The sequence below is a fragment of the Sinorhizobium sp. NFACC03 genome, from assembly GCF_900103435.1.
In the GTDB taxonomy this organism is placed as follows: Bacteria; Pseudomonadota; Alphaproteobacteria; order Rhizobiales; family Rhizobiaceae; genus Ensifer.
This window is the reverse complement of the sequence record NZ_FMXF01000002.1, coordinates 236,214-255,041: the sequence shown is the minus strand read 5'-3', so window position 1 is coordinate 255,041 and position 18,828 is coordinate 236,214. Positions and strand designations below refer to the sequence as shown.

The 18,828-nt window shown below is 62.3% G+C and carries 16 protein-coding genes and 1 tRNA gene; 7 read left to right on the top strand and 10 right to left on the bottom strand.

Annotated features, from left to right (window positions below; genetic code table 11):
- Positions 1-167: 167 nt before the first annotated feature.
- The 5 genes from BLU35_RS06630 to BLU35_RS06610 are packed head-to-tail and all read left to right on the top strand — an operon-like array spanning position 168 to position 5,628.
- Entirely contained in the window at positions 168-2,060 is a 1,893-nt protein-coding gene (locus tag BLU35_RS06630) for a peptidylprolyl isomerase (RefSeq protein ID WP_093232453.1), read from the top strand.
- Between the two features lie 18 nt (positions 2,061-2,078).
- Positions 2,079-3,092, top strand: coding sequence for an anthranilate phosphoribosyltransferase (gene trpD / locus BLU35_RS06625; RefSeq protein ID WP_093232452.1), 1,014 nt, complete (start codon positions 2,079-2,081; stop codon positions 3,090-3,092).
- Between the two features lie 16 nt (positions 3,093-3,108).
- Positions 3,109-3,924, top strand: coding sequence for an indole-3-glycerol phosphate synthase TrpC (gene trpC / locus BLU35_RS06620; RefSeq protein ID WP_093232451.1), 816 nt, complete (start codon positions 3,109-3,111; stop codon positions 3,922-3,924).
- Positions 3,924-4,412, top strand: a complete 489-nt coding sequence (moaC, locus tag BLU35_RS06615) for a cyclic pyranopterin monophosphate synthase MoaC (RefSeq protein ID WP_093232450.1) — start codon at positions 3,924-3,926, stop codon at positions 4,410-4,412. The genes trpC and moaC overlap by 1 nt, the downstream gene beginning before the upstream one ends.
- 4 nt (positions 4,413-4,416) lie before the next feature.
- The gene (locus tag BLU35_RS06610) at positions 4,417-5,628 is read left to right on the top strand and encodes a molybdopterin molybdotransferase MoeA (protein WP_093232449.1); all 1,212 of its coding nucleotides are present in this window, start codon (positions 4,417-4,419) and stop codon (positions 5,626-5,628) included.
- A 316-nt stretch (positions 5,629-5,944) separates the two neighbouring features.
- Here BLU35_RS06610 and BLU35_RS06605 read toward each other — a convergent pair whose 3' ends face one another.
- From BLU35_RS06605 to pcsA, 8 genes are all read right to left on the bottom strand, one after another.
- Entirely contained in the window at positions 5,945-7,237 is a 1,293-nt protein-coding gene (locus BLU35_RS06605) for a hemolysin family protein (RefSeq protein ID WP_058322457.1), read from the bottom strand.
- Between the two features lie 165 nt (positions 7,238-7,402).
- Positions 7,403-8,146, bottom strand: coding sequence for a FadR/GntR family transcriptional regulator (locus BLU35_RS06600; protein WP_057255908.1), 744 nt, complete (start codon positions 8,144-8,146; stop codon positions 7,403-7,405).
- A 263-nt stretch (positions 8,147-8,409) separates the two neighbouring features.
- Complete coding sequence (locus BLU35_RS06595; protein ID WP_058328175.1) at positions 8,410-9,480, bottom strand: BMP family ABC transporter substrate-binding protein; 1,071 nt, start codon at positions 9,478-9,480, stop codon at positions 8,410-8,412.
- Between the two features lie 48 nt (positions 9,481-9,528).
- Complete coding sequence (locus BLU35_RS06590) at positions 9,529-10,449, bottom strand: ABC transporter permease (RefSeq protein ID WP_058328174.1); 921 nt, start codon at positions 10,447-10,449, stop codon at positions 9,529-9,531.
- Positions 10,449-11,543, bottom strand: coding sequence for an ABC transporter permease (locus tag BLU35_RS06585; RefSeq protein WP_093232448.1), 1,095 nt, complete (start codon positions 11,541-11,543; stop codon positions 10,449-10,451). Before BLU35_RS06585 ends, BLU35_RS06590 begins: the two co-directional genes overlap by 1 nt.
- The gene (locus BLU35_RS06580; RefSeq protein WP_058322453.1) at positions 11,533-13,107 is read right to left on the bottom strand and encodes an ABC transporter ATP-binding protein; all 1,575 of its coding nucleotides are present in this window, start codon (positions 13,105-13,107) and stop codon (positions 11,533-11,535) included. The genes BLU35_RS06585 and BLU35_RS06580 overlap by 11 nt, the downstream gene beginning before the upstream one ends.
- Positions 13,108-13,155: 48 nt before the next feature.
- Positions 13,156-14,133: a quinone oxidoreductase family protein gene (locus BLU35_RS06575; RefSeq protein WP_093232447.1), complete on the bottom strand. Its 978-nt coding sequence runs from the start codon at positions 14,131-14,133 to the stop codon at positions 13,156-13,158.
- 9 nt (positions 14,134-14,142) lie between these two features.
- Positions 14,143-14,868 carry a phosphatidylcholine synthase gene (pcsA, locus tag BLU35_RS06570; protein WP_058328172.1) on the bottom strand — a complete coding sequence of 242 codons (726 nt, stop codon included), beginning with the start codon at positions 14,866-14,868 and terminating at the stop codon, positions 14,143-14,145.
- 275 nt (positions 14,869-15,143) lie between these two features.
- On the opposite strand from pcsA, the gene BLU35_RS06565 reads away from it, so the two are divergent.
- The gene (locus BLU35_RS06565; protein WP_093232446.1) at positions 15,144-16,355 is read left to right on the top strand and encodes a UbiH/UbiF family hydroxylase; all 1,212 of its coding nucleotides are present in this window, start codon (positions 15,144-15,146) and stop codon (positions 16,353-16,355) included.
- Here the strand turns inward: BLU35_RS06565 and BLU35_RS06560 are convergent.
- Entirely contained in the window at positions 16,323-17,285 is a 963-nt protein-coding gene (locus BLU35_RS06560) for an AEC family transporter (RefSeq protein ID WP_093232445.1), read from the bottom strand. The two genes, BLU35_RS06565 and BLU35_RS06560, sit on opposite strands and share 33 nt — an antisense overlap.
- 229 nt (positions 17,286-17,514) lie before the next feature.
- Entirely contained in the window at positions 17,515-18,261 is a 747-nt protein-coding gene (locus BLU35_RS06550) for a cytochrome c biogenesis CcdA family protein (protein ID WP_058328297.1), read from the bottom strand.
- A 191-nt stretch (positions 18,262-18,452) separates the two neighbouring features.
- On the opposite strand from BLU35_RS06550, the gene BLU35_RS06545 reads away from it, so the two are divergent.
- Positions 18,453-18,528: transfer RNA gene (locus tag BLU35_RS06545), tRNA-Lys, on the top strand.
- The last annotated feature ends 300 nt before the right edge of the window (positions 18,529-18,828 follow it).

Here is an 18,828-nt window from a genome sequence, read left to right as displayed (position 1 = left end):
CAATGTGCCGGTGGCAAGCGCTGAAAACCGGGCGGTCGGGATCGACCAACGATCCCGTGAGCGCGCGCAATTTGCGGCAAACAACCCTTCATTTCCTGTTTCGTTTGTTTTAAGGAACGAATTCGTTTGGCCAATGGCCGCCGCATTGCAACGAGGTTTCTGCCCCCATGCTCGAATTCCTGAGAACTGCCGCCCAGACCTGGGTTGTCAAAGGCCTGCTAGTCATTCTCGTGCTATCGTTCATGGTGTGGGGCGGCTCATCTCTGACGATGACGAACCAATCGGATGCGGTGGTGGTCGTCGGCGACGTCAAGGTCAAGGCGCCGGAGTTCCGGCTTACCTATGAAACCATGCTGGCTCAGGCCTCCCGCCAGCTCGGCACGCGGCTGACGCCGCAACAGGCACGCGCCTTCGGCATCGAACAGCGGGTTTATTCGCAGGTCGTCGCCGGTGCTGCTCTCGACCAGCTCGCAGACGACATGAACCTCGGCCTGTCGCAGGACCGGCTGGCCAAGCTGATCGCCGACGATCCGGCCTTCCACAGCGTCAACGGCCAGTTCGACCGTCTGACGTTCTCCAGCGTTCTGCGCAACGCCGGCCTGCGCGAACAGGACTACATCAACAGCCAGAGCCAGACCGCGATCCGTTCGCAGATCGTCGATGCACTCTCGGACGGTTATGCCGCTCCCAAGGTCCTGACCGACGCGATCGGCGCCTACCGCCACGAAAAGCGGACGGTCGACTATCTGCTGCTCTCGAACGCCAATATCGACGCTGTGAAGGCACCGGGCGACGACGTGCTGACGCCCTGGTACGATGGCCGCAAGGCAAACTACCGCGCCCCGGAATACCGCAAGGTCAGCTATGTAAAGCTCGAGCCGGGCGACGTCGCCGACACCGCAGCCGTGACGGAAGATGAGATGCGCACCGAGTATGACCGGCGCAAGGAGAGCTTCCGCACCGTTGCGACGCGGACCATCGAGCAGCTTACCTTCCCGTCGCGTGCAGCGGCTGACGCCGCAGCGGCCAAGCTCTCCTCCGGCACGAGCTTCGACGATCTGGTGAAGGCCGAAGGCAAGACGTCGGCGGACGTTCTTCTCGGCGAATTCAGCAAGGATCGCGTGCCCGATGCCAAGGTCGCCGAGGCGGCCTTCGCCGTTGCCGCAGACGGCGGCGTATCTCCGGTTGTCGACGGCGCCTTCGGCCCGGTCATTCTCCGCGTGACGAATATCCGGCCGGAAGCGGTGCGCAGCTTCGACGAAGTCAAGGAAGAGCTGCGCAAGGACATCGCGCTTTCCGCGGCGAGCGAAGAAGTCATGCGCCTCCACGACAAGATCGAGGACGAGCGCGCTTCCGGGGCTCCGATCAAGGAAGTGGCAGACCAGCTCAAGCTGAAGCTGGTGACCATCGATGCGATCGATGCAACCGGCAAGGACAAGAACGGCGACGACGTTGCCGGTCTGCCGGAGCAGGCAGCCCTTCTGCAGGAAGTCTTCAAGGCGGATGTCGGCGCAGAAACCCTGCCCGTGAATGTCGGCCGCGACGGCTATGTCTGGTTCGACCTCGATGAAGTTACCCCCGCGCGTGATCGCACGCTGGACGAGGCTCGCGACGAAGTCGGCGCCGACTGGATGGCCGAACAGCAGCGCGCAGCACTTGCCAAGAGGGCCGGTGAGCTGAAGCAGCGTCTCGCGCAGGGTGCAAAGCTTGCCGACATTGCCAATGAACTCGGCCTCGCCGTCGAAACGAAGTCCGGCCTGATGCGCTCCACTTCGGACGCCGCCCTTAGCCCGGCGGCTGTCGTCGCCGCCTTCTCGGGCCCGAACGGTTTTGTCACCAACGCTGCCGGCATCGGTGGCGAAGGACAGGTGCTCTTGCAGGTGACGGCGGTCGAGGATGGCGGCCCGTCGGACGCCCTGCAGGACGATAGCCGTCAGATCGAGGCTCTGGCCGGCGTCAGCGGTGCAGATATTGTCGATCAAATGGTCGCCACGCTGCAGGCCGCCTATGGCGTGACGATCAACCAGACGCTCGGCGAAACCGCAATTGCGCAACGATAGGCTTCGAGGAAACAAACGATGAGTGATCTGAAGCCATTCGTCGCCAAGGTGGCCGCCCGTGAGGCACTGAACCGCGAAGACGCGCGTGCCGCCTTCGAAATCATCATGTCGGGGGCCGCGACGCCATCGCAGATCGGTGGCTTCCTGATGGCGCTGCGCGTGCGCGGCGAAACGGTCGATGAGATCGTCGGCGCGGTCGGCGCCATGCGTGCCCGCATGCTGCCGGTCGATGCACCAGCTGATGCCGTGGATATCGTCGGAACCGGCGGCGACGGCGCCGGCACCTATAACATCTCGACGCTCGCTTCGCTCATCGTCGCCGGTGCCGGTGTACCTGTCGCCAAGCACGGCAACCGCGCGCTGAGCTCGAAGTCGGGCACCGCCGATGCGCTCTCGTGCCTCGGCGTCAAGCTCGACATCGGCCCCGAAGCTATCTCGCAGTGCATTCGCGAGGCGGGCGTCGGCTTCATGTTCGCACAGCAGCATCATTCGGCAATGCGCCACGTCGGCCCAACGCGGGTGGAGCTTGGCACGCGCACGATCTTCAACCTGCTCGGCCCGCTCTCCAATCCGGCGGGCGTCAAGCGACAGCTGGTCGGTGTCTATGCGCCGCAGTGGGTGCAGCCGCTCGCGGAGGTGCTGCGCGATCTCGGTTCCAAAAATGTCTGGGTCGTTCACGGCGAAGGCCTCGACGAGATCACCACGACCGGGACGACGCAGGTCGCTGCCCTCGAAAACGGCAAGATCTCGACTTTCACGCTGACGCCGGCCGATTTCGGGCTTCCGACGGTGACGCTCGATGTACTGAAGGGTGGCGACGGCGCGCACAATGCCATTGCGCTCCAGGCCGTGCTCGATGGCGCCGAGAACCCGTACCGGGACATTTCCCTTGCCAACGCAGCCGCATCGCTGATGATAGCCGGACGGGCGCAAGACCTCGGCGAGGGCATGGCGCTCGCCCGCCAGTCGCTTTCGAGCGGCGGCGCCAAGATGGCGCTGCAGCGCCTGATCAGCGTTTCGAACGCAGCCTGAGGAAGGATCGGCAACGATGACGGATATCCTGCGCAAGATCGAAGCCTACAAGCGCGACGAGATCGCGGCCGCGAAAGCACAGACGCCGCTTTCCGAACTCAAGGCGCGTATCGCCGAACAGTCTGCGCCGCGTGGCTTTCACTCAGCGCTCACCGCGCGCCAGTCGGCCGGCACACTCGGGCTGATCGCGGAGATCAAGAAGGCGAGCCCATCCAAGGGGCTCATTCGTCCGGACTTCGACCCGCCGGCGCTTGCCAGGGCCTACGAAGCTGGGGGCGCCGCCTGTCTCTCGGTACTCACGGATGCGCCGAGCTTTCAAGGTGCACCCGCCTTCCTGGAAGCCGCACGCGCGGCCTGCGGCCTGCCGGCACTGCGCAAGGACTTCATGTTCGAAAGCTACCAGGTGTTCGAGGCTCGGGCCTGGGGCGCGGACTGCATCCTGCTGATCATGGCTTCGCTCAGCGACGACGACGCCCACCGCCTCGAAGATGCGGCCTTCGAGCTTGGCATGGATGTGCTGATCGAAGTGCACGACGCCGAGGAAATGGAACGGGCGCTCAAGCTCGCCCCCCCCCTCGTCGGCATCAACAACCGCAATTTGCGCACCTTCGAGGTCGACCTCGCTGTCTCGGAGCAGCTAGCAGGCATGGTCCCTTCCGACCGGCTGCTGGTCGGCGAAAGCGGCATCTTCACCCATGAGGATTGCCAGCGCCTGGAAAAGAGCGGCATCACCACCTTCCTCGTCGGCGAAAGCCTGATGCGCAAGAGCGATGTGGAAGCGGCCACGCGTACCCTGCTGACCGGCGCTGCAAACACGTTGGCGGCCGAGTGATGGGTAAGCCGACGCTCACGCATCTTGGTGGCAGCGGCGAAGCGAACATGGTGGATGTCGGCGACAAGGCCGAGACGGTGCGCATTGCGGTCGCCGAGGGCCATGTGCGCATGAAGGCGGAAACGCTGACGCTCATTCTCGAAGGCGATGCGAAGAAGGGCGACGTCATCGGCACCGCGCGGCTCGCCGGCATCATGGCCGCCAAGCAGACCGCCAATCTCATCCCGCTCTGCCACCCGCTGATGCTGACGAAGGTTGCCGTCAACATCACGCCCGACCCCACGCTTCCCGGCCTCCGGGTCGAGGCACTCGCCAAACTCACGGGCCGCACGGGCGTCGAGATGGAAGCGTTGACGGCTGTGAGCGTCGCGTGCCTTACCATCTACGATATGGCGAAGGCCGCAGACCGCGAAATGGAGATCGGTGGGATCCGGGTGGTCAGCAAGTCCGGCGGTCGGTCCGGCGACTTTCGGCGCGAAGGGAACTGAGGTCATGTCGCTGCTGTCCGTCGAAGATGCGCTCGACCGAATTCTCGACAGCGCAACCCCGAGACCACTGGCAGAGGGTGTCTATCTTCACGACGCCGTCGGCCGCGTCCTTGCCGAGGATATCTCGGCACTCGTCACCCATCCCGCCTTCGACAATTCGGCGATGGACGGCTATGCGGTTCGCCATCAGGATATCGAGACCGTCGGCGCGGAACTTATTGTGATCGGCCAATCGGCTGCCGGCCATGGCTTCAAGGGAGAGGTGGGGCCTGGAGAGGCCGTCCGCATCTTCACCGGAGCACCCCTGCCCGCTGGTGCCGATACTGTCATCATCCAAGAAGATACCGAGCGCCGGCCGGAAGACCGGATCCGCACCAAGTTCGTGCCCGGCAAAGGCCGCCATATCCGCTTGGCCGGACAGGACTTCGCACAGGACGAAAAGGCGCTATCGGCTGGTGACCTACTCGATGCCGGGCGGCTGACACTGGCCGCCGGCATGAACCACGCGAATCTCCCCGTTTTCAAGCGGCCGAAGATCGCGATCCTGGCGACCGGCGACGAGCTTCTGCCTCCCGGGAGCAAGCCGGGGCCGGACCAGATCATCGCTTCGAACAGCTTCGGCGTCGCGGCAATCGCGCGCGACAATGGCGCGGAGGTCATCGATCTTGGCATTGTCGCCGACGACCAGCAGGCGATCGCCGCCGAGGTCGCGCGGGCTCAAGCTGCCGATGTCGACATGCTTGTCACGCTCGGCGGCGCGTCGGTCGGCGACCATGACCTGATTCAGGCAACTCTACTTTCCTGCGGCATGACGCTCGACTTCTGGCGCATCGCCATGCGGCCGGGAAAGCCGCTGATGGTAGGCAAGCTCGGAGTTACGACCGTGCTCGGCCTCCCCGGCAACCCGGTCTCGAGCCTCGTTTGCGCGCTGCTGTTCCTGGAGCCGCTAACACGCAAACTCGCACGACTGCCGTTCCGCGAACGCATGACGACGGCGAAACTTGCAAGCGCCTTGCCCGCCAACGACATCAGGCAGGACTATGTGCGCGCGCGGCTCACTAAGGGTGAGGATGGTGACCTCATTGCCCATCCGTTCTCGCGGCAGGATTCGTCGATGATGAAAGTCTTTGCCCAGTCCGACTGCCTGATCGTGCGCCGGCCGCACGCTGCAGAAGCACCCCAGGGCGCATCCTGCGACATCCTCAGGCTTCGCTGAACCGCTTTGTCAATTCTGCTGGCATCCGCGGACCGGCGGACCAAGCGTCGCCGATATTGGTCGGACTCAATTCCGCTCTGCAGCCGTGGCCGGTGTCATGGCGCCGACATCATAACTCTGTACAAGGAAGCTACTTGATCACCGCCGAGGACCTCCGACTACGGATGTACTAGCGGACCCGCGGTGATCTGGAAAAAGGTCGGGTTTAGCCCGGCCTTTTGCATTTGCACCGTGTGAAGCAGTCCATAGCGACGCTACCGCCTCGCACCGAGAGCAACTGCGTCCCCGGCCCCCTCGACACGTTTCATGGACTGTATCAGTTGGCCGCTTCGTCGCTTCGGCTGACCAGGATCTTGTCGATCCGGCGTGCATCCATGTCGATTACCTCGAACCGGTAGCCGTGAGCGATGGCGATATCGCCCTCCTCCGGAGTCTTGCGCAGCTGCTGCACCAGGAAGCCGGCGATCGTCTCGAAGTTACCGTCGGCATCGATGCCTTCGATGCCGATCGTCAGGTGAATTTCGTCGATCGGCGTGCGGCCGTCGACGAGGTAGCTGCCATCCTCACGCACACGGATCAGCGCGTGTTCGATGTCGTCGTAGTTCGACGGCAACACGCCGACGATCGCTTCGAGGATATCGGCGATGGTGATGATGCCTTCGGTGCTGCCATATTCGTCGACGATCATCGCCAAATTGATGCTCGACGACTTGAAGGCTTCCAGTGCCTTCAGGCAGGAAGCCGTCTCCGGCAAGGTGTGGATTTCCTTTATGTACCTGCGCACATCGAACGGACTGGAGGTCGGGGCGTTCAGGACCTCCTTCGCCAGGACTGCGCCAAGCACGTCGCCGCTCGGTCCATCGACCACCGGATAACGGGAATGGTTGAATTGGCCGATCTTGCGGCCCACCGTCTCCAGACTGTCGTTAACGTCGATGAAGCTCACCTCGGTCCGGTGGGTCATAATCGACTTCACGTTGCGGTCGCCAAGCCGGATGATGCGGCGGAGCATCTCGTGCTCCGACTTCTCGATCGCGCCGCTTTCGACACCCTCGGCCATGATCGCGTGGACTTCCTCCTCCGTTACATGGTCCGGATCATCCGGACGCATGCCGAGGAGGCGCATGGCGACCGATGCGGCCGTTTCGAACAGATAGACGATCGGAGCCGCGATCCGCGACAGAAGATGCATCGGGCGCGCGACGAACATCGCCAGCGCTTCGGAATTCTTCAGTGCCAGTTGCTTCGGGATAAGCTCGCCGATCACGACCGAGAGGAACGTAATCAGGGTGACGACGAGCGCGACGGCGACCGTATTTCCGTAGGGATGAATCCAGGCGATTTCATCGAGGGTCGGTGCGATCTTGGCAGCGATAGTCGCACCGCCATAGGCGCCGGCCAGCGTGCCGACCAGCGTAATGCCGACCTGTACCGTGGAAAGGAATTTGCCGGGATCTTCCGCCAGCCGCAGCGCCACCTCGGCGCGAGTGTTCCCCTGTTTTGCCATCTGGCGAAGCATTGGCTTGCTTGCCGAGACGATTGCCATTTCCGAGAGAGCAAAAAATGCATTAATCAAAAGCAGGACGAAAATGACAAAAAATTCGGACATGGTCTCCAGATCACCGTTGACGAAAGCCGCTCCGCTGGGAACGACCAATCACCAGATAAGGCCAGCGGGCGATCTGAGCAAGCGCAAGCATTGAAATCTATGCGATCTGCTGAACATTGGAGATCATCAATAGCGGGATTTCGAACAATCCCGGAGAAGCTGAACTCAGGCGCGGTTATGCAAGGCGCTGCGGACCCGCTCGCGACCGATCTTGATCACATTCTCCATCGCGAGCCGGGCGCCGACTTCGTCGCGCCGGCCGATTTCCTCAACGATGCGGATATGGTTGCGGGCGACCTCGTCGATGCCGCCCCTTTCGGCGACAGGCGAGCTCAGCTTGAAGACGCCAACCAGCGCCGCTTCAATCAGCCCGCCGACCGTCCGCATGAACGGGTTTCCGGAGGCTTCGGCGACCGCCAGGTGAAATTTCAGATCCGCCACGGCAAGGCTCTCTGCCGTGTGTCCCTCTTCGCCCATGGCAACGGCGAGCCGCATCATACGGCTGATTTCCGCTTCCGAAGCGTTTCGCGCGGCCAGGGCTGCTGCATGCGGTTCGAAGGCGAGGCGCACTTCACTCAGGTGGTAGAGAAAATCTTCATCGACCCCGCACTCGAAATGCCAGGTCAGGATATCGCTGTCGAACAGGTTCCAGTCGTTGCGCGGCGTTACGCGCGTGCCGATGCGGGCACGGGGCACGACCAGCCCCTTGGCGGCAAGCGTCTTCATGGACTCGCGCAGTACAGTTCTCGACACCTTGAAACGCGCGGCGAGCTCCGGATCTCCCGGAAGGATCGAGCCCACAGGAAACTCGCCGGATATGATCGCCTTTCCAAGTTGATCGACGACATGCGCATGGCTCGTGCGTTTGCGCGAGCCGGACACAACGGTTTCCAGCAAACTCCTGTTCAATCCATCTCCTCCAGGCACTCCCCTGCCTGACTTTGCCGACACACGGATATCGGTGCTGCGAAGCGCCGCCGACGTTTGCCCAAACTTGCGCAAACGAGTGTAGTTTGATCGACCGATTCCGGAAAGCCCCCGGAAAGACAAGCGAAATCGGCGTTGGCAAACGATGTCCGATCGTAGCCGCACAGGCTTGCCATACCCCATTCTGAAACGAACAAACCCCGCCACGCGGCGGGGTTTGCACAACTTCACTTCTGTGCAGCCGCTTACTTCGGCAGCTGGTCGTCGACGCCCTCGACGTAGAAGTTCATGCCGAGCAGGGTGCCGTCATCAGACGTTGCACCGGCTGCGAGCCATTCGCTGCCGTCCTGCTTCTTCAGCGGGCCGGTGAAGGGCTTGAGCTCGCCCGACTTGATCTTGGCTTCGGTTTCCTCGGCCAGCTTCTTCACGTCATCAGGCATGTTGGTGTAGGGCGCCATCGTCAGGATGCCGTCCTTCAGGCCGTCCCAGCTCGATGTCGTTTCCCACTTGCCGTCGAGGAAAGCCTGCGTGCGTTTGATGTAATAGGCGCCCCAGGTGTCGACAATGGCCGTCAGCTGCGTCTCCGGGCCAGCCTTGATCATGTCGGAAGCCTGGCCGAACGCCTTGATGCCACGTTCGGCGGCAACCTGCATCGGAGCCGTCGTGTCGGTGTGCTGCGTCAGGATGTCGACGCCCTGGTCAACCAGCGCCTTGGCGGCGTCGGCTTCCTTGCCGGGGTCAAACCAGGTGTTTGCCCATACGACCTTGATCTTGAAGTCGGGGTTTACCGAGCGTGCGCCGATGACGAAGGAGTTGATGCCCATCACCACTTCCGGGATCGGGAAGGAGGCGATGTAGCCGGCGACGCCCTTCTGCGACATCTTGGCGGCGATCTGGCCCTGGATGTAGCGGCCTTCATAGAAGCGGCTGTTGTAGGTCGCGACATTCGGCGCGGTCTTGTAGCCGGTGGCATGTTCGAACTTCACGTCCGGGAACTTCTGCGCGATCTTGATGGTCGCATCCATGAAGCCGAACGACGTCGTGAAGATCAGGCCGCAACCCGAGCGTGCCAGGCGCTCGATCGCGCGCTCCGCATCGGGGCCTTCCGGCACGCTTTCGAGATACTGGGTCTCGATCTTGTCACCGAGCTGCTTTTCCAGCTCCTGACGGCCGATGTCGTGCGCCTGGGTCCAGCCGCCATCGGTCTTGGCACCGACGTAGACGAAGCAGACCTTGGCCTTTTCCTGAGCGCTGGCACCCGTGGCGAAGCCGATCACCGCCGCGGTGCTTGCGAGAGCGAGCAGTAGTTTCTTCATTTTTTTACCCCTGTCGGTTTGAGAAACGTTTGTCTGAAATTCTTGAAATCACCGGTCCGGCACGAACGGTTTGCCGAGCGATGCCGGTGTATTGATCAAGGTCATGCGCCGGTTGTGCGAAATGAGAATGAGTACGACGATCGTCGCCACATAAGGAAGCGATGAAAGGAGTTGTGAGGGAATACCCAGACCGAAGGCCTGCGCATGCAGCTGGCTGATCGAGACCGCACCGAAGAGATAGCCGCCGGCCACCAGCCGCCAGGGCCGCCAGGAAGAAAAGACCACCAGCGCCAGCGCGATCCAGCCGCGCCCCGCCGACATGTTTTCCACCCATTGCGGCGTGTAGACGAGCGACAGCTGCGCACCGGCGAGGCCGGCGCAAGCGCCGCCGAACATGACGGCCAGATAACGGGTGCGGATGACGTCGACGCCGAGCGCGTGCGCGGAAGCGTGGCTGTCGCCGACAGCCCTGAGCTTGAGACCGGCGCGGCTGCGAAACAGGAACCAGTGCACGCCGGCGACAATCGCAATCGATAGATAAAAGATGATGTCCTGTCGGAACAGCAGCGGACCGATAACCGGAATGTCCGCCAGAAGCGGTATCGTGATCGGCTGCAGCTTGATGCCTTGAAGGCCGAGGAAACTCTCGCCCATCATGCCGGAAACGCCGATCCCGAGCAGCGTCAGGGCAAGGCCGGTCGCCACCTGGTTTGCCACGAGCGTCAACGTCAGGAAAGCGAAGAGCTGCGAGAAGATCGCGCCGCAGGCAACACCTGCAAGCATGCCCAGATAGGGCGAGCCGGTAATCTGGGTGATCGCGAAGGCGGAGACCGCCCCCATGATCATCATGCCTTCGACGCCGAGGTTGAGAACGCCTGAGCGTTCCGTCACCAGTTCGCCGATCGCGGCGAGCACCAGCGGGGTCGCGGCGGTGATGACACTCAAGAGGATCGCTTCGACAATACCCATCAGCGGCTCACCTCGGTGTTTGTCGCTGTCAGCCGGTCGAAGACCAGTTTGATGCGGTAGTGGATGAGGGTGTCGCAGGAGAGCACGAAGAAGAGCAGCAATCCTTGGAAGACGCGCGTCACCTTTTCGGAAACGCCGATCGAAAGCTGCGCCGCTTCACCGCCGAGATAGGTCAAGGCGAGCACCAGGCCGGCGGCCACAATGCCGAGCGGATTGAGGCGACCAAGGAAGGCGACGATGATCGCGGTGAAGCCGTAGCCGGGCGAGATGACCGGGCGCAGCTGCTGGATCGCACCGCTGACCTCGGATATGCCGGCGAGCCCAGCCAAGGCGCCGGAAAGCAGCATCGAGAACCAGATCATGCGGCGCGACGAGAAACCCGCAAAGCGCCCTGCCCGCTCCGACTGGCCGAGAACGGAAATCTCGAAGCCCTTCAGCGTGTGGCGCATCATGAACCAAATGAGGACTGCCGCGATGATGGCGAAAGCGAAGCCCCAATGGGTCCGTCCCGAGGCGATCATCTCCGGCAGGATCGCATCGATGGCGAAAGTGCGCGTCTCCGGAAAATTCATCCCACCCGGGTTGCGCCAGGGGCCACGCACCAGCCAGTCGAGAAAGAGCTGAGCGACATAGACCAGCATCAGGCTCGTCAGGATTTCATTGGTGTTCATATGCGCCTTGAGGAAGGCGGGAATTGCCGCAAACAAAGCGCCGCCGAGCATGCCCATTAGCATCATCAGCGGCAGCACCAGCGGCGACTGCCAGTCATAGAAGACCACCGGCAGGATCGAACCGGCAATGGCGCCCATGATGAACTGGCCCTCGGCACCGATGTTCCAGTTGTTGGAGCGGAAGCAGACCGAAAGCCCGACGCCGATCAGGATCAGGGGTGCTGCCTTGATCGCCAGTTCGTGCAGCGACCAGACCTCGCTCAGCGGTTCGACGAAGAAGCTGTAGAGCGCCATCACCGGGTTCTTGCCGAGCAGCGCGAACATGATGCCGCCGAAGACGATCGTCAGCAGGAAGGCGATGAACGGCGACAGGATCGAAAACAGCGTCGAGACCTTGGCGCGCTTTTCCAGTTCAATGCGCATGTGCGGCCTCCGTGCCTTCCGTTTTGCCGTACATGCCGCCCATCAGCAGGCCGATCTTTTCGCGCGAGAGTTCTTTCGCCGGATAGGGATCAGAGAGCCGCCCGTCGCTGATGACGGCGATTTCCGTCGCCACCTCGAAAATTTCGTCCAGATCCTGGCTGATGACGAGAACAGCCGAGCCCGCCTTGGCAAGGTCAACGAGCGCCTGGCGAATGCGGCTGGCGGCGCCGGCATCGACACCCCAGGTCGGCTGATTGACGACCAGCACGCTCGGCTGCCGATCAAGCTCACGGCCGACGATGAACTTCTGCAGGTTGCCGCCCGACAGCGAGCCCGCCGGCGGGTCTTCGCCGCTCTTGCGCACATCCATCGCCTCGGAAATGCGCTTCGTGGCACTCGTCACCGCATCGCGGCGGATGATCTTGAGGAAACCGCCACCAAGGAATGCCTTGGCGTCCGAACGGCTGCGGGCAAGCACGAGATTGTCCGAGAGCGGCAGCGCCGATACGGCGGCATGGCCGTGGCGCTCTTCGGGAACGAAGCCCGCGCCCATCAGGCGGCGGGCATTGATGTTCCTGTTGCCTACCGGCTTCTGCCGGATCTGTACGGCATTCTCGTCAACGACCGGATACTCGCCCGACAGCGCATCGAAGAGTTCGCCCTGGCCATTGCCGGCGACACCGGCGATTGCCAGCACCTCGCCGGCGTGGACCTTGAGACAGATGTTCTTCAGCGAAACGGCAAAGGGTGTGCGGGCCGGAACCGTCAGATGCCGCGCCTCGAGCTGCACCTGGCCCTTGGCGCTCGTGCCTTCGGCCGTCACGGCCGCGACGTCACTTCCAACCATCATGCGCGCCAGCGACGACGGGGTCTCCGCCTTCGGGTCGCAGGCGCCGGTCACCTTGCCGTGACGCAGCACCGTCGCGCGGTCGCAGATGCGCTGAACTTCCTCGAGTCGGTGGCTGATATAGAGAACCGAGCGGCCCTCCGCCTTCAGCTTGTAGAGCGTTTCGAACAGGCGATCGGCTTCCTGCGGCGTCAGAACCGAAGTCGGCTCGTCGAGAATGATGAGGCGCGGGTTCTGCAGCAGCGCCCGCACGATCTCGATCCGCTGGCGCTCGCCCACGGAAAGATCGGCAACATGCGCCTTGGGGTCGAGCGGCAAGCCGTAGGCATGCGACAGGCGCGAAGCTTCTTCCGCCACCTTCGCGAGCGAGATATTCGCATCCATGGAGAGCGCAATGTTTTCGGCGACGGTCAGCGCCTCAAACAGCGAAAAATGCTGGAAAACCATGCCGATGCCGAGCTTGCGCGCGGCGGCGGGATTGGCGATGCGCACGCTCTGGCCCTGCCAAAGGATCTCTCCTGCCGTCGGCGCCAATACGCCGAACAGCATCTTCACCAGGGTCGATTTTCCGGCACCGTTTTCGCCGAGAAGGGCGTGGATTTCGCCCTGTTCAATCTGCAGATTGATCCCATTGCAGGCCGCGAAGCTGCCAAACAATTTCGTCAGGTTGCTCACAGCCAATAGGTGACCGTTCGCCGCTACTCCCTCAACAGGCACGCTGCCCTCTTTCCCCTCTGTTGATCCGCGTCCGCCTTAAGGCTTCGATCACGGAATCAGCAGTGTTGTTCCACTTGTTTTTCTTGTCTCGAGATCCGTATGCGCCCGCCCTGCATCGGCAAGCGGATAAGTCTGATTTATATTGATACGCACTTTGTTGCTTTGCACAATATCAAACAGGGAATTTGCACACGCTTCCAGCGCAGGCCGCGTGGCAACGTAACCGAAGAGTGTCGGGCGGGTCGCGAAAAGCGATCCCTTCTGCGCCAGAATGCCGATGCTGAACGCTTCCACCGGACCGGACGAATTGCCGAAGCTGACCCACAGACCGCGCGGCTTCAGGCAGTCCAGCGACGCCGGATAGGTATCGCGCCCGACGGAATCGTAGACGACATCAACACCGCGGCCATCGGTCAATTCCTTCACCCGCGCGACGAAATTGTCGGTGCGGTAGTTGATGACGTGGTCGTAGCCGTGCGCCAGGGCCAGATCGATCTTGTCCTGCGAGCCCGCAGTGCCGATCACGGTCGCGCCAAGCGCCTTTGCCCACTGGCCAGCGATCAGACCGACGCCGCCGGCGGCCGCATGGAACAGGATCGTCGTGCCCGGACCGACCTGATAGGTCTGGTTGAGCAGGTACTGCGCCGTCATGCCTTTCAGCATCATCGCCGCTGCGGTCTCGAGCGTGATGCCGTCTGGCACTTTCACGAGTTGGGAGGCATCGACATTGCGCTCACTGGCATAGGCGCCGTCGGCCGAGGCATAGGCGACGCGTTCACCAACGGAGAAGAGGCTGACGCCATCGCCAACCGCCGTAACGATGCCCGCGCCCTCCTTGCCCGGCACGAAAGGCAGGCCAGAGGCGGATTTATAGAGGCCGGTGCGGAAATAGACGTCGATGAAGTTGAGGCCAACGGCAACCTGGCGGATCTGCACTTCGCCCGGACCCGGCGGCGAGAGGGTGACGCCTTCGAGTTTCAGGACCTCCGGTCCACCGAGTTCGCGTACCACAATCGCCTGTGCCATTGCCTGCTCCTATTTCTGGCCGAGACTTGGAAAAATCTGCAGCACGAAGCCAATCACGTAGAGATAGATGCCTGTCACGACAAAACCGGTCACGACCCAGGCCGGTGTCGCAAAATGCAGGAGCAGCGCATAGACACCCAGCGCCGACCAGACCAGGAAGACGCCGAGGTTCAGCGGCCGCAAACGCTGGACGCGGACCGGGTGGAGGAAATTGATCGGCAGGAAGGTGAGCACCACGGAGACGAAGACGACGATCGACGCCGTCACCTCGCTCGCCTGGATGACGAACAGCGTGAAGACCACCATGTTCCAGACGACGGGGAAGCCCGAGAAGAAGTATTCGTCCGTTTTCATGCCCATGTCGGCATAGTAGATCGCGCTCGAGACGACGATCGCACCCGCCGCCACGAAGGACCATGGCTCGCCGATCATGCCACTCTGATAGAGCGCAAAGGCCGGCAGCAGGACATAGGTCACGTAGTCGATGACGTTGTCGAGCGTGTCGCCCGACCAGTTGGGCAGCACTTCCTTGACGCGGACCTTGCGGGCGATCGGCCCATCGATACCATCGACGAGCAGCGCCAGGCCCAGCCACCAGAACATATCGACGAAGCGGTGCTCGGCCGCCGCAACGACGCCGAGGAAAGCAAGAAACGATCCCGAGGCGGTCAAGATATGCACGGAAAAGGCGCGAATCTCGGCGTAGGGAACTCGTTTGTAGTTAAAGAACTTCATCTGCGGACGCCGCCCACCCCTGCTGTTTTCCCCGTACGGACCCGGAAGCCCGCCTCAACCGCTCTGCGGCGCATTGCGCGTAATATGCACCCTTTGCAACGCATCGCCACTAAAATTCAAGCTCGGTCGCTTCCTGCAGCCCCATTGTCCTGTGGACACTTGCAAATTGCTTCTGCGCTGATTCTACCCATTTATTTCGCTCTCGCCCGCGACTAGAGGTATGATCGAGGCTCGGCCAAGACGCCTCGAAGCGTGCGTGAAAGGTTGGTTGCCTCATGGATCACTACGATATCGCCATCATCGGTGCAGGTCTTGCGGGATCGCTCGCGGCCATCGCGCTTGCCGACGCCGGTTACCACGTCGCCTTGATCGGTCCAGAGCCGGCGGTCGCCGACGGACGCACCACGGCGCTGATGGACCAATCGATCGAGTATCTCAAAAAGCTCAACCTTTGGAAAAAGGTAGAGCCGCTGACGGCAGCGCTCTCGACCATGCGCATTCTCGACGGAACCAACCGGCTGCTGCGTGCGCCGCCGGTCAATTTCCGCGCCTCGGAAGTCGGGCTCGACGCCTTTGGTTACAACATCCCGAACGCGCCTTTCATCGACATTCTCCGCCAGCGGGCCGAAGAGAGCCCGACGCTGACGCGCATCGCCACCTCCGCAATCGGCTTCGACCTTTCGGATACTGTCGCGACGATCGAGCTGGCAAACCGCAGCCAATGCAGTGCGCATCTGCTCGTCGGCGCCGATGGTCGCCGCTCGCCGGTGCGCGAAGCCGCGAAGATCTCCGTCAGCACCTGGTCCTATCCCCAGACGGCGGTCGTTTTGAACTTTGCGCACGAACTGCCGCACCAGAACATCTCGACCGAGTTCCACACCGAAAGCGGCCCCTTCACCCAGGTTCCCCTGCCCGGCAACCGCTCCAGCCTCGTCTGGGTGCGCAAACCCGACGAGGCCGCACAAACGCTGACGCTGGACCTTGCTGCACTCTCCCGCGCGGTCGAGGACCAGATGCAATCGATTCTCGGCAAGGTGACGGTCGAGGGCACGCCGCAATCCTTCCCGCTCTCGGGCATGACTGCGCAGCGCTTCGGCAAGGGGCGTGTCGTGCTCCTCGGCGAAGCCGCCCACGCCTTTCCGCCGATCGGCGCCCAAGGCCTCAACCTCAGCCTGCGCGATGTGATGACGCTCGTCGATATCATCGGTACGGCCAGTGGAGAAACGCTTTCCGGCGATATCGGCGATCGTTTCGATAGCCGCCGCCGGCCGGACATCATCAGCCGCACGGCGAGCGTGGACCTGCTCAATCGCTCGCTGCTTTCCAGCTTCCTGCCGGTGCAGGCGCTGCGCGCGCTCGGGCTGCATGTGCTTTCCGCCGTCGGGCCGCTCCGCAGCCTGCTGATGCGCGAAGGCGTTCATCCCGGCAGCGCGCTTCACGCCTTTAGGGATAGCCTACGGGAAAAGATCGGGCGGAAGAGCGCCTGAGCGGATCAGGTAAAGCAGGCCGGTGACGGTTGCGACCGACAGCGTGGTGGTGATCAAGATCGTCGCCGAGGCCCGCTCCTGCCATACGCCATACTGGTGGCCGATGACGAAGACGTTCGTTGCCGTCGGTAGTGCTGCCAGCAGCACCGCGGTCTGCACCCAGATCGGATCATAGTTGCCCGTCAGGCTCATGGCCGTGAACATGACGAGCGGATGTAAAAGCAGCTTGGCCGGAACGATGTAGCCGATCTCGACGGGAATGCGCTTGATCGGGCGCAGCGCCAGTGTCACGCCCATGGCAAAGAGCGCGCAAGGTGCTGCACACTGCGCGAGATAATCGATGAGCCGCTGAACCGGCACCGGCGGCTGCACCGCGAAGAAGGCGGCGACGACGCCGGCGAGCGTCGCAAGGATGAACGGGTGCAGGATGATCTTGCGCGCGACACTTGCGGCAAACACCAGCGGTTTTTCCTGTCGGCCGCCTGATATCGCCATCATCGCCGGCGCGACGGCGAAATGGGCTGCATTCTCGAAGCTGAAGATCAGCGCAACCGGCACCGCGGCCGCATCACCCAAAGCAAGAAGCGCCAGGCCGGGGCCCATGTAGCCGATATTGCCATAGGCGGCGCCGAAGCCCTGGATCGTCGCCTCGGCAATGGAGTTGCGCCTGATATAGACGCCGATGAGAAAGATCAGCGAGAACACGATGTAAGTCGCCCCGACCGTCGTCAGGATGAAGTCGGCGCGCGCCAGCTGCTCGATCGGCGTGCGTGAGACGAGCTTTAAGAACAGTGCCGGCAGAGCGAGATAGATGATGAAGGTGTTGAGCCACCCCATTGCCTCGCCCGGATGCTGGACGAAACGCGCCGTCAGATAGCCGAGAAAGATCAGGCCGAAGAACGGCATCACCAGGCCCGCGATTTCCGTCATCTTTCCCCTCGCATCTTTCACTTCCCCGCGCCGGCACCTATACAGCGCCGCGCGTCTTACCAGACGCGCAAAGGTCGCTGTAGCACTTTGAATTGCAGCATGTTTTTGTACTTTAATCGGGTACGATTAAACGAAACACGCAGTAGCCTTCGCACGCCTAGCCCATGAACCGGCCTGACGATTAGGCTGGCCCCTTAGGAAAAGTGATTCCGAAATACGAGGGTGTGCCCTAGCCGATTTTCATCAGGATCGGGAAGGTCGTCTGGAACCAGATAGCGACGGAACTGATGAAACCGAAGAGGAAAGCGAGGCCCGCCAGCACCAGCAGGCCGCCCATCAGCTTCTCGACCAGGCCGAGATGACGGCGGAAGCGCAACATGAAGCGCATGAAGGCGCCAGAGAAGCCAGCCGCGATCCAGAACGGAATGGCAAGCCCGAGCGAATAGACGGCCAGCAGCATGGCGCCGTCAGACACCGTGTCGCGCGCAGCGGCGACACCGAGGATCGTGCCGAGCACCGGACCGATGCAGGGCGTCCAGCCGAAGGCGAAGGCTAGCCCCATGATATAGGCGCCGGAGAGCGTCGCCGGCTTGCCGCCGCCCTGGAAGCGTGCCTCGCGCGCCAGCAGCCCGATCTTGAACACGCCGAGGAAATGCAGGCCCATGATGATGATGATCACGCCGCCGATGCGCGACAGGAGATCCATATGCTGCCTGAGCAGCATGCCGACCGACGAGGCCCCTGCCCCAAGGGCCACAAAGACAGTTGCGAACCCGAGCGTGAACAACAGCGCCGCCGGCAGGACCGCACGCCGGGTGCTTCCGACCGTCGCCGCATCGCCGCTACGAAACTGGTCGACCGAAACGCCCGCCATGTAACAAAGATAGGGCGGCACGAGTGGCAGGACGCAGGGGGAAAGGAACGAGAGGGCGCCGGCAAGAATGGCGGTCCAGATGGAAATATCGGCGATCGACAACGGCAAGAACTCCGGCATGCGGCATTTGGGCCATTCCTTAGCCGCAGGATCATGATGATACCAATCACCTTTTGGCGATCATTGCGCCATGCACCGTTTCTTCACAAAAGCCGCAATTTTTCGGTTGACCGACAGGAAACACGCGTGCATATGTCCGCCCACTTCCGCCGGGGTTCGCAGCCGCGGCCAGGGAGCGCGTAGCTCAGCCGGTAGAGCAACTGACTTTTAATCAGTAGGTCCAGGGTTCGAATCCCTGCGCGCTCACCAACGAATTCAAGGGGTTAGGGCCATTCCCAGCCCCTTTTTCATGCGCCACCAGCAGTAACATGCTTTCCCTTATTCTCCGGGCTTTTTCAGGCGCTTCCCGCCCTTCCCGGTATCAAAATGGTCTCACGAAAACATGAGGGCGGAACGCCTTCAGAGCCGTCGGCTCCAGAGACCCTTGCATGCGCCCGGAAGTTGCCACTTGGATGTGGCGCGGCGGCGGCTTTGGCACACATTTGCACTAGCTTTGTCACAACGAGAAATCCGTAGCGCGCCTTTTTGGCGACGGTCACCCCGAGGCCC

What these genes read in the sequence shown, in the direction of transcription:
- BLU35_RS06590 (WP_058328174.1), bottom strand. Translation starts at nt 10,449, where the DNA reads ATGGGTATTGTCGAAGCGATCCTCTTGAGTGTCATCACCGCCGCGACC.
- trpD (WP_093232452.1), top strand. Translation starts at nt 2,079, where the DNA reads ATGAGTGATCTGAAGCCATTCGTCGCCAAGGTGGCCGCCCGTGAGGCA.
- BLU35_RS06575 (WP_093232447.1), bottom strand. Translation starts at nt 14,133, where the DNA reads ATGGCACAGGCGATTGTGGTACGCGAACTCGGTGGACCGGAGGTCCTG.
- BLU35_RS06605 (WP_058322457.1), bottom strand. Translation starts at nt 7,237, where the DNA reads ATGTCCGAATTTTTTGTCATTTTCGTCCTGCTTTTGATTAATGCATTT.
- BLU35_RS06630 (WP_093232453.1), top strand. Translation starts at nt 168, where the DNA reads ATGCTCGAATTCCTGAGAACTGCCGCCCAGACCTGGGTTGTCAAAGGC.
- BLU35_RS06585 (WP_093232448.1), bottom strand. Translation starts at nt 11,543, where the DNA reads ATGCGCATTGAACTGGAAAAGCGCGCCAAGGTCTCGACGCTGTTTTCG.
- BLU35_RS06610 (WP_093232449.1), top strand. Translation starts at nt 4,417, where the DNA reads ATGTCGCTGCTGTCCGTCGAAGATGCGCTCGACCGAATTCTCGACAGC.
- moaC (WP_093232450.1), top strand. Translation starts at nt 3,924, where the DNA reads ATGGGTAAGCCGACGCTCACGCATCTTGGTGGCAGCGGCGAAGCGAAC.
- BLU35_RS06595 (WP_058328175.1), bottom strand. Translation starts at nt 9,480, where the DNA reads ATGAAGAAACTACTGCTCGCTCTCGCAAGCACCGCGGCGGTGATCGGC.
- BLU35_RS06560 (WP_093232445.1), bottom strand. Translation starts at nt 17,285, where the DNA reads ATGACGGAAATCGCGGGCCTGGTGATGCCGTTCTTCGGCCTGATCTTT.
- trpC (WP_093232451.1), top strand. Translation starts at nt 3,109, where the DNA reads ATGACGGATATCCTGCGCAAGATCGAAGCCTACAAGCGCGACGAGATC.
- BLU35_RS06565 (WP_093232446.1), top strand. Translation starts at nt 15,144, where the DNA reads ATGGATCACTACGATATCGCCATCATCGGTGCAGGTCTTGCGGGATCG.
- pcsA (WP_058328172.1), bottom strand. Translation starts at nt 14,868, where the DNA reads ATGAAGTTCTTTAACTACAAACGAGTTCCCTACGCCGAGATTCGCGCC.